The sequence below is a fragment of the Psychrobium sp. nBUS_13 genome (assembly GCF_051201665.1).
In the GTDB taxonomy this organism is placed as follows: Bacteria; Pseudomonadota; Gammaproteobacteria; order Enterobacterales; family Psychrobiaceae; genus Psychrobium.
In genome coordinates, this window is sequence record NZ_CP179210.1 from 1514095 (window position 1) to 1528312 (window position 14218).

The window sequence follows — 14218 nt, forward strand, 5'->3', positions numbered from 1 at the left end:
TTTATGGCAAAAATTGGCTTATAGCATGTTGAGCTAATTTTCATTAATCACACACCACTCAGGGTTGTATAGCGTTAGTAAAACGAGGCAAACAATAATATTGAGCCAACTACATGCCCAATAAATTGTTCTAAATGGCTGCTTTTGCGTTTTGTGACGCCTGATTTGTTGAATGAAATAACCACCCGGCCAGCCCCCACTAAACGCCAATACATAGAATCGTAACTCACTGATCCGCGCCGTGTCTTTTATTGCTGCTGATTTATCTTGCCACGTAAATAACATTGTAATTAGGTTCAGCGTCATAAAGTAACTAACCAATAATGTTTGCTGAATTTGAGGTAACGTCATTGCAACCAAGGTGACTGAAATGACAAAGCCAATGCAAAATGCAGCGCCGAGTTTAAATACTGATTTACGCATCAATGGCAATGGCTCGCCAAAACAAGTTAAAGGCATTATCACGATAGTCACTGTTGGCTATTAATGATGGATTATTAATAAAAAATAGACCGCTAGCGATCATCTGAGATTGGCAATGATCTAACAATAAATCGAGCGGGTATTTCACAATAATCTCTTGTGATTGGCCAAGCGTAATCATCAACTCTAAAATAGATAATTCCGTTTTCATGGCTTTAATTCGTTGTGTTTGTGGCAGGGCACTTTCTGTCGCTACTTGCTGAAAGAAAATCAGTTGGCAGGGGTGTGAAATTGCCCAATCTAGTGCCAAATGCCACAAAGACTCGACTTGTTGTCTAAGTGGTTGTGACAACAAATCATCACTTAATACTAACGCGCTGGCCAACTGCTGTTTACTGGTAATATATAATGCAGATACCAGCGATTGTTTATTGTCAAAATGATGAAATAAGGTGCCATTAGCAACGCCCGCATGTTTGGCAATAGACGCGGTAGAGGTGCTGTGAATGCCTTGTTCACTAAACAGCGTTAACGCGCTGCTCAGCAACAGATCACGTTTGGTTACTTTACTCATTAGCGCACAAACACCTTAATCATTAATTTTTGAATCCAAGTGCCATACGGCGGAAAAACAAGTTTACCGGTGTTGAGTTTACCCCGTGACAATACCGTTTTAGCTTTTGAAAAGGTTAAGAAGCCTTCGCGGCCATGATAGTGTCCCATGCCAGACTCTCCAACGCCGCCAAAGGGCGCATCGTCGGCGGCAACATGCATAATGGTATCGTTGATACAGACACCGCCAGAATGAGTGTTGTCGAGTAAATAACGCTGGGTTGATTTATCAAAACTCATGATATAAAGCGCCAGTGGGTGAGGGCGCTTGGCAATATAATTAACAACGTCGGTGAGTTCGTCATAGGGTAAAATCGGTAAAATCGGACCAAAAATCTCTTGTTGCATTAACAACATATCGTCACTGGTGTCAGTGACCAATTGCGTTGCCATATTGCGGGATGCTTTATCAACAACCAAGTCATTAACGGGTGTAATCGTTGCGCCCTTTGTTTGTGCATCATCAAGCCATGACAACAAACGTTGGTGCTGGGTATCATTAATTATGTTGCCGTAGTCTTCTCGCTGTTCTTTGTTGCCATACATGGCGACAAATTGTTTTTTGTATTCAGTGACAAACTCATCAATCTTGTCACGCGGACAAAATACGTAATCGGGGGCTATACAAATTTGCCCTGCGTTTAAACATTTTCCAAAAATGAGCCGTTCAACTGCCGTTGCAATAGGAATGTCAGGCGCGACAATTGCTGGTGATTTCCCGCCAAGTTCAAGGGTTACTGGCGTTAGGTTTTCTGCGGCGGCGCGCATCACGTGACGTCCAACAGTGGTTGAGCCTGTAAAAATTAAATGGTCAAACGCCAGTGCCGAAAATTGGGCGGCTACATCCGCTTCGCCCTCGACAACAGCGACTTGATCGTTGCTAAATACACTAGTAAGCATCGCAATAATGGCTTGATTGGTATGAGGTGTGAATTCAGACAGCTTTAGCATTGCACGATTTCCCGCGGCAAGTGCGGTAATGAGTGGACTAATGGAAAGCATTACTGGGAAGTTCCACGGCACCATAATACCGATCACCCCTAACGGCTGGTATTCAACACGTACAGTCGCTGGTGATAACAATAATCCTGCATGACGCCGACTTGGCTTCATCCACTTTTTTAACCGTTTAATGGTGTAATTGATATTCATCACACACGGCAGAATATCGCCAATCAATGAATCGTTTGTCGGACGCTTACCGTAATCTTGTGCCATCGCATCAATCAACGCCGGTTGATGTTCAAGTAATGCTGACTTTAACTGCTTTAGTACATCAATACGTTGCTGCGCACTTGGCATCGGAGCACTGACAAAGGCTTGTTTTTGCGTTTTTAGTATGTCCTGAAGCGCAATAGTGCTATTAATTGGCGTAACATCTTGTGAAGTGGCGGTCATAACGTAACCCAAATTGACTGATTAGTCGGTCTATTAAACGTTATAATAAATAGAGATACAAGTAATACTTGTCTAACAGATTGAAAGGGAAGTTCGTGGGCTCGTACTGGTGATAGAGCCCAAGGTGATATTTGCTACTGTTTTAACACAACTTGCTGTTTGTAATTATCAAAGTAGCTTACTATTTGGGCTGGTGGCTGAGGTTTTTCAAAGAAGTAGCCTTGGCCAAATTTACAACCTAACTGTTGCAATAAGGCTTGTTGTTCGTGATGTTCAATACCTTCTGCAAGTACGTCAAGGCCTAACACATTGCCGAGTTCGATAATGTGTCGAATAAATTCTTGGTCAATTTCTGTGTGACAAAGGTTGTCGATAAGGCTTTTGTCGAGCTTGAGCTTGTCAATAACATTGTGTAATCGGCGTATGAGGCTTAGTGACGAATAGCCAACCCCGAAATCGTCTATGGCAATGTGAATGCCTAGCGCTTTTACTTGGCGTACATGATTAATGAGGTTGTTAATGTTGTTGATACTGGTGGTTTCAGTCACTTCAATTTCAATTAAATTTGCAGGGCAGGCGCTGGTGTCGATAATTTGCGTTATACCAATTGCATTAAGTAAGTGATCTTGTTGTGCGTAGAGAAAATCAGCTAAAACAAGGCGCTCGATTGACTAATAGCTGGCTATTAGGATTGAGAGCAACGCCATTTTAGTTAATTTTAACAAGTACAAGTGGGCAAATATTTAATGCAATTAATGGTATTAGCACTAACTGTAGTAGGGGATTTCGATTTTGCTGGAAAAATATGAAAGAAAAATGCAATGAATATTTAAACAGGAGTTTAATTCTGGTCAGGTTGGTTTGTTGGGTTTTTGTTTGTTTTAAGTTAAATATCTTATTGGGGGTGGCTGTATAAAAAGACACTAAATTCACTTAGTGTCTTTTGTGTGATCAAGATCAACTTTTGTTAGTGTTACGCAATGACTTTGGCGATAGATTGCGCAAGATATTTGACGTTGTCTTTACTAATACCCGCAATAGATATTCGGCTCGAATCAACCATGTAAATGCTGTAATCACTGATTAAGGTGCTAACTTGTTCAGGGGTTATACCTAAAAACGAAAACATGCCTGATTGTTTGGTAATAAAGCTAAAGTCTCTCTCTACGCCAACTGCCTTTAGTGCGTCGACTAACAGATGACGATTGTTGCTAATGCGCTCACGCATGATGGTAAGCTCGTCGTGCCATTGCGCCGTTAAATCGCTATTAGACAAAATAGTGCTTACTAGCGCGGCACCATGTGCAGGTGGCATTGAGTAAATGCTACGAACAACTGAAAGTACGACTGAGTGAGCTACATCTGCGGTTGCAGGATCCTTGGCAATCAGTGTAAAACCACCAACCCGCTCGCGGTAGAGCCCAAAGTTTTTTGAGCAAGAGCTACATAGTAATAATTCGTCAAGTTCTTGAGCCATAAGGCGAGGGCCGTAGGCGTCTTCGTCTAATCCTAAACCAAAACCTTGATAGGCCATATCAATGAGCGGTGTAAAACCGTTTTGTTTGGCAAGTTGGGTGACTTGTTGCCATTGCTCTTTTGATAGATCCATACCGCTTGGGTTGTGGCAACATGCGTGGAGTAATACAACATCACCCGCTGGCACTGCCGCGAGGGTTGTTAGCATGGCATCAAAATCGAGGGATTTTGATTCGTAATTATAGTAAGGATAAGACTCGATGGTTAACCCAGCAGCACTAAAAAGGCCATTGTGATTTGCCCATGTTGGGTTTGATAACCAAATTTTCGCATTAGGTTTACAGGCTTTAATAAACTCACCAGCAACGCGCAGTGAACCCGTACCGCCAGGTGTTGATATGGTACGCGCTCGATTATCTCGAACGGCTTGGTGTTGACCAAAAATTAATTGGGTCATGTGTTCATTAAATGCCGCTTCACCGGTTGGCCCAATATAAATTTTAGACATTTCTGTATCGGTGCGTTGACGCTCCGCAGTTTTTACGCAATCTAAGATAGGAGTGTGTCCATTGTCATCTTTAAAAACGCCGACACCCAAATCAACTTTTTGTGGGTTGGTGTCTTCACCATAGGCCTTTAGGAGCCCTAAAATGGGATCGGCAGGCAAAGGGGATAATTGCTCTAACATAGTGATTTTCCTAATTGAGATAGGCGTAATGCCGTAATAAATTCGATGCAGCTAATCTAACGTAGTTTTGCGGTGGTGAACACCGTTTATTGAATCAATTGTTGAAATATTTTGTTGGGGTGTTGTGAAGTGGTGTGTAAAGAAAAAATGACGATAAAAAACCTCAACCAGTAATACCGATTGAGGTTTTAAAGAACGATTAAGCAGGGTTAGATTGCTTTAACGTCAAAGTCGACAAGGGTGTCAACATCAGCGTCGTAATCAACGCCGTCAACTTCAAAGCCGAAGAGTTGTAAAAACTCTTTTTTGTAACCAGCGTAATCCGTTAAGTCAAACAGGTTTTCTGTTGTTACTTGTGGCCAAATGTCACGACAAGCTTGTTGTACGTCGTCACGTAATTCACAGTCATCAAGACGGAAACGGTTTTTGTCATCAACGTTTACTTCGCTGCCGCCATTATATAATTGCGTGCTAAATAAGCGGAACACTTGATCCATACAGCTTTCATGAATGCCTTTTTCTTTCATGATTTTAAACGCCATTGCAATGTATAGTGGCATCACAGGAATGGCTGAACTTGCTTGTGTTACAACACTCTTTAACACAGCAACATTTGCTTGGCCGCCAGTTGCTGATAGTTTGTTGTTAAGTTCTGTCGCTGCGCGATCCAAATCTTCTTTTGCCTTACCAAGTGCACCGTCCCAATAGATAGGCCATGTTAACTCAGTACCAATGTAGCTGTAGGCAACAGTTTTACACGTATCACTTAATACGCCTGCCTCGTGAAGTGTATTAACCCAAAGTTCCCAATCTTGACCACCCATAACGGTAATAGTGTCTTCGATTTCTTGCTCTGTTGCTGGTTCAACTGACGCTTCGATGATGGTGTCTTTGTTGGTATCAATCGCCGTAGATGTGTAAGTATCACCAATTGGTTTTAGGCATGAACGCACGATGTCGCCAGTTTCTGGCATTTTACGTACAGGTGCGGCAAGTGAGTAGATGATCAGGTCAATTTGGCCCAAATCTTCTTTAATGGCGTCGATAACTTTTGCTTTCGCTTCGTGAGAAAACGCATCGCCGTTAAAGCTTTTTGCATATAAGCCTGCATCTGTCGCTGCTTTATCAAATGTTGCTGCGTTGTAGTAACCGGCACTGCCTGGCTTGCGCTCTGTTGGTTCTTTTTCAAAGAATACACCGATGGTGTTGGCACCGCCGCCAAATGCAGCGCTGATACGAGAAGGCATTCCGTAACCACTTGATGAACCAATGACTAATACGTTTTTTGGGGCATCTTGTAATTTTGGTTGCGCTTTAGTGAATTCAATTTGATTTAGAATGTTAGCTTCACAACCCTTTGGGTGAGTGGTCGTACAAATGAAACCACGAATTTTAGGCTTAATAATCATCGATTTAACTCTTATCTTTTGGTTAGATTAATGTGGGTTTTGGAAATTGTTGGCTACTATACAGCATTTTTTTGAAGTGGCTGCTCTGATTAGTTAATTTCTTTCCAAATCAACGCGCTTAGCGCTGTTATTACGCTGGTTATATAGTAGCTGGTGGGTTAGAATTTGGCGGAATTTATTAAAATCGAGAAATTTATGTCGTTATTAAAAGTTGTTAAAGCGAGCTCTTTAATGGTGTTACTCGCTGGCACCATCGCGTGTTCACCGTCTGCTGAAGAAACTGTTAAAGAGACTGCTGTTAGTTTTCAATTGGGAAAAGACTATGAAGTGGTGCGCAAAACACCATCAAAGAGCCCACAGATCATCGAGCACTTTTCTTTATATTGTGACCATTGTTATAGCACTGAACCATTAATTAAGTCGCTAAAAAGCTCGTTGGCTAAAGACGTAGCCTTTAAACGTTCACATGTGCTTTTCTTGCCATCACAACGCCCTGATTGGGGAAAAACAATGACTTTTGGGGTTGCGGCAGCGCAGAAGTTAGGAGTGGAAGAGGTATTTGTGGCAACGGTTTTTGATAGTCATTTTGTGCAAGAAAAGTTTCTTGGTGAATACGCTCAATTACGTGACATCTTTGGGACCTTAGGCGTTGATGCTCAAACGTTTAAAAATACAATGAATAGCGAAGAAACCGTCGATGTAGTGCGCGCCATGGCGAATAAAGCCTCTGATGATAAAGTACGTTTTACGCCAGATTTTATTGTTAATGATAAGTACCGTGTGTTGTTGTCTAATGTGCCAAAAGCAGCGAAAGAAAACGGTATGACGACCGAAAAGCAATTAGATAAACTTGTGGCGTTTTTATTGACGAATCCGTAACGCTGTTTGATTGTTTTTTCATAAGGCGCTTAATGTATTAAGCGCCTTTTTTTGTTGCTATCAAATAACCGGCGTTTGCGGAATATTAGAAAAGTTTTGTTCCACTATCCATTGCTCTAAATTACTCGAACTCTGCGGCCTCGAGAAAAAGTACCCTTGTAAGTAATTGACTTTGTTGGCAATGAGGAATTGACGTTGTTCATCGGTTTCAACACCTTCAGCGGTCACTTGTAAATTTAAACTGTGGGCCAAATTGATAGTGGCTTTTACAATCGATTCATCACCGGGATCTTCGCCAATACCGTTTACAAAATACTGATCAACTTTTAATGTATTGAGTGGTAGTTTTGATAAATAGGTGAGTGAGCTATAACCCGTACCAAAATCATCAATCGCGATTTTTACGCCTAAGTCACGTAATTGTGTTAGCACGACAATCGCATGCTCGACATCATTCATCATGGTGTATTCAGTGATTTCCACTTCTAAACACTCAGGCGGTAGATTGGTTTGAGCCAATACGTCTTGAATGGTTTTTACCAGTGATTTTTCACTGAGTTGTCTAACTGATACATTGACCGCGACTGTCGTATTTTCAGCGACAATGCCTTCATCAATCCACTTTTTATTTTGGGCACATGCCATTTCAAGCATTTGTTTGCCCAATTCAACGACCAGTCCCGTTTCTTCGACAAGCTCGATAAAATCATCAGGAAATACCATTCCTCGTGTAGGGTGCTGCCAGCGAACTAGCGCTTCATACCCAGTTAAATCACCATTTGAAGCGATTTTAGGTTGGTAATGGCTTTCAAATTGACGTTCTTTAAGTGCAATAATTAACTCTTTTTCAAGGGTATCTTTTGCAAGTACTCGTTCTTGCATTTCTCGAGAGAAGAATTGGAAATTGTTTCGACCAGTACCTTTAGCATGATACATCGCAGTATCTGCAGATTTGATAAGCTCTTTTATGTCCTTACCACCTTCAGGGAAGGTTGTAATACCAATGCTTGCGCCAACTGTTAGGGTGCAGCTACCGAGTTGATGAGGCTTTTTGAAGGACTCCAATACTTTGTTAGCAACGCGTCCTGCGTCATCAGATTTTCTAATTACAGGTAGAATAATGCCAAATTCATCACCACCCAGACGGGCAACTAAATCACCTTGGCGTAAACATTCTGCTAAACGAGCTGACACCGATTGTAGTAATTTATCACCAACATCATGCCCTAAGGTGTCATTAACACGTTTAAAGTCATCCATGTCGAGCATGAGCAAAGCTAAGTTACCATTGTCACGGACTCGTTCTTGAAGACTAACGCGTAAAAACTCATGGAAGAGTGCACGGTTGGGCAATTGGGTTAACGAGTCTTCTTGTGCCAAACGAATAAGCTCATCTTCAGCCCACTTACGTTCAGTAATATCTTGGAATGAAAATACACCGCCGTCTTGAATGTGTTCAGTGAATCCGGACATTGAAAACTCAACCGGAAAAGTGGTGCAGTCTTGACGTTTTAATAAATAATCACAGTTTCTAATTTGGGCGTGTGAGCCTGATTCGTTAGTTTGAGTAAAATCGTCCCATTGAATCGGTGGCTGTTTTTGATCAAGATGAAATAAATCAAATAACTTTGATTTGGCTACCTGTGGCAGAGTCATACCAAGCAACCGCAGCGCAGTTGGATTTGCCCAATCAATAATACCTTGGCTGTTAAATGAAATAATTCCTTCGGTGATACAGTCAAGGACTGTTTCGTTGTGCGCCGCCATTTTTTTATTTTTTTGAACGGCTTCTTCTAATTCAATACGTTGTTTTTCAAGCTCTAAAAATACTTTTACTTTACTTAATAGCACACCAGGAGCAATGGGTTTAAATAAGTAATCTACCGCGCCTGATTCATATGCTTGCTCAACAAACTGGCGCTCCTTGGAAATTGCAGTGACGAAAATGACTGGCACATTTTTGGTGTCGTCATAGTCTCGCATTAGACTCACCGCTTCAAAGCCGTCCATGCCAGGCATCTGCACATCCATTAAGATCAATGCAAATTGTTGTCGGAGAACTTGAGACAACGCCTCTTCTCCCGAGATGGCGCGGGTGAGAGAAGCATTGAGCGGCTTCAATGTTTGCTCCAATGCAAACAAGTTCTCTGGTCTGTCATCGACCAGTAATATTTTCGGTCGCTGGTGTTCCATGGCTAATTCCTTCATTTAACAAATATCCGTTATTTGACTAAGTCCTTTTAGCTATAAAAGGCTATAACTACTGCTTTTTACGATAAATCTTATGTTTATCAAAAACGGTTTCATAGCGTGTCAGGGCCCGTGAGTAATCAAGTGACTCATGGCTACCTAAACACAGGTATCCTAACGGCAATATACTTTCACTAAATAGTGAAAAGACGCTTTCTTGCAGCGATTTACCGAAATAAATCATCACATTTCGACAAAGTATCAGATGAAATTGACCAAATACGCTGTCACTGGCCAAATTGTGCTTTGCAAACGTCACATTGCGCGTTAATTCTTTATCCATCACGATGCCATCTTCATGGCTGTCGTAATAATCTGAAAAACTTTGTTTACCGCCAGCGAGGTAGTAGTTTTCAGTGTATTTTTGCATGCGGCCATAATTAATAATGCCGCTTTGCGCTATTTTCAATGAATTAGCATTGAAATCAGTCGCGTATATATTGCAATTGTCGTAGAGTCCTTCCTCTTCCAACATAATTGCCATTGAGTAAACCTCTTCACCTGTCGCACATCCTGCATGCCAAATGTTGACGCTAGGATAGGTTTTCAATAGCGGTAGGACTTTTTCTCGTAATGTCTTAAAAAATAGCGGATCACGAAACATTTCTGTGACGGGAACTGACACGGTATTTAACAAGTTTTCAAAAAACGCTTCATCATGCACTATCGGCTTAATAATGTCTGTTAGACTTTCGAATTCATATTTTTCAACATGATATTCTAATCGGCGTTTTAATGATTTTTGGGCATAATCATCAAAATTATGACCGTATGTTAATTTTATTGCGTGCAACACTAACTGATATTCAATCTCATCACTGGTCGACAGTTTACTTTCACTCACTTTTTCTGACACAGGTTACGTCACTTCTTGATATAGCCAAACTCGCATCATGGCAATGAGTTTGTCTATGTCTACAGGTTTGGTCAGGTAATCACTCGCCCCAGCTTCGACGCATTTACGTCTGTCTTCCTGCATCGCTTTTGCTGTTAGGGCAATAATCGGTAAGTTAGCGTATTTTTCTTGTAATCTTATTTGGCGCATTGCCTCATGGCCATCCATTACTGGCATCATAATATCCATCAATACGATATCGATGGCACTATTGGCTTCAAGACACTCTAAAGCCATTTGTCCATTGTCTGCTAAGGTAACTTTCATCCCTTGTTTTTTTAACACTTTAGAGAGGGCGAATGTGTTACGTAAATCATCATCGACTAAGAGCACTTCGCAGCCTTCAAAACTCGCTTCGGTGTTATTCGTATTCGCTGGTTTTGGTGGCGGTGTTGGCGCCGGTGCCATGGACTGCGTACTCTGTGTTGATGGTGCCGCTGGCTCGTTGGTGTCAACGTTTGATAAAAACAGTAGCACCTCGTCATGTAAGCGCTCGTTTGAGTGAGCGCCGTCGATAATTACATGGTAATCGAGTTGGGCGAGGGTAGTGATCTGTTCTTGCGTTGGATCTGCATCGACAAACACAATGACGGAAATTTTAGACTCATTATTAAACTGATAGTTGTCGCTTAACCAAGTGAGTTGGAATTCAGAGAGTTGACTCGTTTTAATAATGATGCCGCTGACAATATCACCAGCGTTCCCCAAATTATGAGACAGTTCATCAAGCGAGTTAACCGTGGTGACGTTCATTGCGGTATTATCTAAAAACTTTAAATCAATTTCAGCATTTGAATCGCCTTGGTCAAATACGATTAATTGCTGATCACTTTGGTTTGGTGACTCTTTAACAAGGCTAAATAGCAAGGTTCGAATATCCTGTGTTGCAATTGGTTTTTGATGGAAGGCAACAGCGCCCTTGTCTGTAAGTTCGTTTGTTTTGTTGTGTCCTGAGATGACATGTACTGGAATGTCACGAGTCTCAGGTTGTTCTTTTAAAATATCGAGAATGTCAGCGCCAGGCAAGTCAGGTAGCCCTAGGTCAAGAATTACGCCACAGGGCTTGTGTTCTTTAACAAGACTAATTCCTTGCGCTCCGGTACTCGCTAATACGCAATCAAAGCCCGATTTTTTAGCGAGTGTCGCTAATACTTTAGAGAAATTAACGTCATCCTCAATGATGACGACAACCTTGTTGTCGCTGTTTGAAGGCTGGATCGTTTGTTTAATTTCAGCTATCGAAGGCACTGGAGATGTATCCGCCACAGCCGGTTGTGACGTAGGCGATGGTGTAATCGAATGAGGCATCGATGCACTCAATAACGCACTAGGAACCGATGAAATCATTTGCGGCTCATCTTCTTCCCCTGTATTTTCTACCGCATCTTTCACTGGAATATAAAGCGTAAATGTACTGCCTTGTTCAGGTATACTTTCAACACCTAATTCACCGCCTATTAGGCTAGTTAAATGACGTGAAATTGTTAAGCCAAGACCTGTACCACCATATTTACGACTTGTTGACCCGTCAGCCTGTTGGAAGGCTTCAAAGATAGCTTTTTGTTTCTCTTCAGAAATGCCGATTCCTGTATCAACAATCGAAATGGCTAGCACTGGGTTTTCATTGAGTACATCTTGCGAATACTTACGACCTGCTGGTGCGTAATTAGCCACTAATTTTACGCCGCCAATTTCCGTAAACTTGATTGCATTTGACAATAAATTTTTCAAAATCTGTTGTACTTTTTGAACATCAATTGCCATTTCTGCCGGAACTTCACTGTTCACTTCAACGTCGAATTTCAGGCCTTTCTCGTTGGTAATTGCTCTAAATTGTCCGTTGAGTTCATAGGTAATATCTCGTACGTTACATGCCTCATACAAGACTTCCATTTTGCCAGCTTCAATTTTTGATAAGTCTAAAATGTCGTTAATAAGTGACAATAATTCTTGGCCACTACGATGAATGACCTTTGACGATTCTACTTGGTCATCATCCAAATTACCTTCTTCGTTGTCCGCGAGAATTCGCGACAAAATCAACATAGAGTTAAGTGGTGTACGCAGTTCATGGGACATATTCGCTAAGAATTCAGATTTGTATCGACTAGATGCTTCTAGTTGATCTGCTTTTTCAGTGATTTCTTGACGTGATTTCTCAATTTCTGCGTTCTTTGTTTCAATGGCAGTATTTTTATGCTCGAGCGATTCATTCGTCGCTTGAAGTTCTTGTGACTGTTGTTCTAGTTTTTTCTGTGAGTTGGCGAGTTGCGTAGAGCGTTGCTCAACTTCTTCATTGATGGCGCGTAGCTCCTCCTCACGCACTTGCAATTCTTCCATGTGCTGTTGAGATTGGTCGAGCAGCTCTTGTAATTTTTGATGCGATTCTGACACACTTAACGCGGTAGCAATAGATTCTGTTATTGCTTCCACATAGCGATAGGCTTCAGGATGTGATTTGTCTAACCAGCCCAGCTCCATGATGCCGATGACAACGTCATCTTTGACTAATGGGAATATAATCAATGTTTGTGGTGATATCTCACCCATACTTGAACTTATTGAGACATAATCTTCTGGTAAATCGTCAATGGTCATGACTGCCTTTGAGATAGCTGCTTGACCAATTAAACCATCACCGAATTCTATGGTTTGATTAGCAAAGTGAGGGACAAATGCGTAGCCGCCGGCCAATTCAAGCTCTTGATCTTTTACAATATAGAGCGAGCCAACTTTAGCATTAAGGTAACTACAAACAAATGAAACGATGTTGTCTGCTAAATCAGTGCTTATTTGGTTACCACGCATGGTTTCAGACAGTTTTACCATGCCTTCTTGTAACCAGCGCTCTGCTTCTTCATTCTGAAATGCTTGATTAATATGATTGGACATTTCATTGATGGAGCTGGCAAGTTGCCCAATTTCATCTTGTGAAGTGACTTCTAACTCTTGCTCTATGTCGCCACTGGCAATGGTATTGGTGGAGTTCACCATACTGATGATAGGGCGGGTGTAATGTCGAGCGACCATGTAGGAGAAAATGACTAATGGAATTGCGATCGCAAATATAATGACGTAAATCGATACTTGCATCGCCGTGATGCTGGCCATGGTTTCCACCATGTCTTTTTTCACTACAATACCAATATTGTATTTAGGTGAATAACGCCACACGCTAGCGACTTTTTCTAGTCGATAATCAAAGGTTTCACCCTGTCCTGAGTTTCCTTGAACAGCGCGTTGAATCGCATGACTCATGTCAGCATTTAGCTCTATGGTTAATGGCTTAGCATTTTTTTGAGCAAAGCGTCGATCTGATAAAAACTGAACCTCGTTGCCCTTTAGGTAGGCTAAAATCACTTCACCTGTTTCGCCTAAGGTGGCATCAACCGCTGAAATAGAGGTTAAAACTTGCGGTGAAATTTGAAATACCACTGCACCAAGCATGATGTCATTTTTTATAATCGGGTGAGCAATGAATGCAGAAAAACTATTGCCATCCGCTTCATAAGCTTCAAATTTAGAATGTTGAGCCGCTTTAGTGCGAATAACATCTTGGGTTAATGTTGCCATGGTTGAACCATTATAATGGCCCGTATAAATATTAGTGCCTACATCGTCGGTGGTCGCTGTCGCAAATCTAACATCGCCAGTGGTATTAACTAAATAGATGTTTTTAAGGTGTTCTTTATCTTTAATGCTAATGAGGTATTGTTCAATGTCGTCTGCTATGACGTCATCAGCTTTAAGTGGATCATTAAAAATAATGGCTTGGTCGATAATTTGCGGTGACTTAGCAAGTGTATTCGCTTGGCCAATTTCTCGGTAAAATAGCTGCTCAATCAACGTTAATCGGTGTGAAAGTGTGGCGTCTAATTCGGCAAAAGTCTGCTTTATTTGTTCACTTCGTGTTGACTGAAACGTGAGGAATTCAGTAATAATAGTTGGCAGCAATGCAACCAAAATTAATAGAATCAACAGTTTATCTTGAATTCTTTTCATCTAAATAAGTCCCTGATTCAAGATTTTTTCTGTAGTGATTTAGCAATCATGTTATTGGTATTATTTAACTGTAACCCTTTAGCTAACAACTTCTTAAACATCTTAATTCCTTTTAACGCTAAATATATTTATGAGAGTAACATACGACAAAAATCCAACATATCATAAAAAAAGATGAGTGTAACT

General features: G+C 41.2%; 10 protein-coding genes. 1 reads left to right on the forward strand and 9 read right to left on the reverse strand.

All coding sequences use genetic code 11. The annotated features are described in order from the left end of the window. Nucleotides 1-33: 33 nt before the first annotated feature. The 6 genes from ACMAZF_RS06900 to fabV form a co-directional block, all read right to left on the reverse strand. The gene (locus ACMAZF_RS06900; RefSeq protein WP_435276670.1) at nt 34-423 is read right to left on the reverse strand and encodes a DUF1294 domain-containing protein; all 390 of its coding nucleotides are present in this window, start codon (nt 421-423) and stop codon (nt 34-36) included. Beyond that, entirely contained in the window at nt 416-997 is a 582-nt protein-coding gene (locus ACMAZF_RS06905; protein ID WP_435276671.1) for a TetR/AcrR family transcriptional regulator, read from the reverse strand. Before ACMAZF_RS06905 ends, ACMAZF_RS06900 begins: the two co-directional genes overlap by 8 nt. After that, complete coding sequence (locus tag ACMAZF_RS06910) at nt 997-2433, reverse strand: coniferyl aldehyde dehydrogenase (RefSeq protein ID WP_435276672.1); 1437 nt, start codon at nt 2431-2433, stop codon at nt 997-999. Before ACMAZF_RS06910 ends, ACMAZF_RS06905 begins: the two co-directional genes overlap by 1 nt. Before the next feature lie 134 nt (nt 2434-2567). Then, the gene (locus ACMAZF_RS06915; protein WP_435277199.1) at nt 2568-3101 is read right to left on the reverse strand and encodes an EAL domain-containing protein; all 534 of its coding nucleotides are present in this window, start codon (nt 3099-3101) and stop codon (nt 2568-2570) included. A 305-nt stretch (nt 3102-3406) separates the two neighbouring features. Continuing rightward, nucleotides 3407-4597 (reverse strand): amino acid aminotransferase, encoded by a 1191-nt coding sequence (locus ACMAZF_RS06920; RefSeq protein ID WP_435276673.1) that lies wholly within the window; start codon nt 4595-4597, stop codon nt 3407-3409. Between the two features lie 209 nt (nt 4598-4806). Next, nucleotides 4807-6006, reverse strand: a complete 1200-nt coding sequence (fabV, locus tag ACMAZF_RS06925) for an enoyl-ACP reductase FabV (RefSeq protein ID WP_435276674.1) — start codon at nt 6004-6006, stop codon at nt 4807-4809. A 195-nt stretch (nt 6007-6201) separates the two neighbouring features. On the opposite strand from fabV, the gene ACMAZF_RS06930 reads away from it, so the two are divergent. Continuing rightward, nucleotides 6202-6885: a thiol:disulfide interchange protein DsbA/DsbL gene (locus tag ACMAZF_RS06930; RefSeq protein WP_435276675.1), complete on the forward strand. Its 684-nt coding sequence runs from the start codon at nt 6202-6204 to the stop codon at nt 6883-6885. Between the two features lie 60 nt (nt 6886-6945). On the opposite strand, the gene ACMAZF_RS06935 is transcribed toward ACMAZF_RS06930, so the two are convergent. The 3 genes from ACMAZF_RS06935 to ACMAZF_RS06945 all read right to left on the reverse strand — a co-directional run bounded on the left by ACMAZF_RS06935 (nt 6946) and on the right by ACMAZF_RS06945 (nt 14032). Beyond that, nucleotides 6946-9078 (reverse strand): two-component system response regulator, encoded by a 2133-nt coding sequence (locus ACMAZF_RS06935; protein ID WP_435276676.1) that lies wholly within the window; start codon nt 9076-9078, stop codon nt 6946-6948. A 67-nt stretch (nt 9079-9145) separates the two neighbouring features. After that, entirely contained in the window at nt 9146-9991 is an 846-nt protein-coding gene (locus tag ACMAZF_RS06940; RefSeq protein ID WP_435276677.1) for a CheR family methyltransferase, read from the reverse strand. A 3-nt stretch (nt 9992-9994) separates the two neighbouring features. Continuing rightward, entirely contained in the window at nt 9995-14032 is a 4038-nt protein-coding gene (locus ACMAZF_RS06945; protein ID WP_435276678.1) for a response regulator, read from the reverse strand. Between the last annotated feature and the right edge of the window lie 186 nt (nt 14033-14218).

Coding starts and splice junctions, on each gene's coding strand:
- ACMAZF_RS06900 (WP_435276670.1), bottom strand. CDS start 423: ATGCGTAAATCAGTATTTAAACTCGGCGCTGCATTTTGCATTGGCTTT.
- ACMAZF_RS06905 (WP_435276671.1), bottom strand. CDS start 997: ATGAGTAAAGTAACCAAACGTGATCTGTTGCTGAGCAGCGCGTTAACG.
- ACMAZF_RS06910 (WP_435276672.1), bottom strand. CDS start 2,433: ATGACCGCCACTTCACAAGATGTTACGCCAATTAATAGCACTATTGCG.
- ACMAZF_RS06920 (WP_435276673.1), bottom strand. CDS start 4,597: ATGTTAGAGCAATTATCCCCTTTGCCTGCCGATCCCATTTTAGGGCTC.
- fabV (WP_435276674.1), bottom strand. CDS start 6,006: ATGATTATTAAGCCTAAAATTCGTGGTTTCATTTGTACGACCACTCAC.
- ACMAZF_RS06930 (WP_435276675.1), top strand. CDS start 6,202: ATGTCGTTATTAAAAGTTGTTAAAGCGAGCTCTTTAATGGTGTTACTC.
- ACMAZF_RS06935 (WP_435276676.1), bottom strand. CDS start 9,078: ATGGAACACCAGCGACCGAAAATATTACTGGTCGATGACAGACCAGAG.
- ACMAZF_RS06945 (WP_435276678.1), bottom strand. CDS start 14,032: ATGAAAAGAATTCAAGATAAACTGTTGATTCTATTAATTTTGGTTGCA.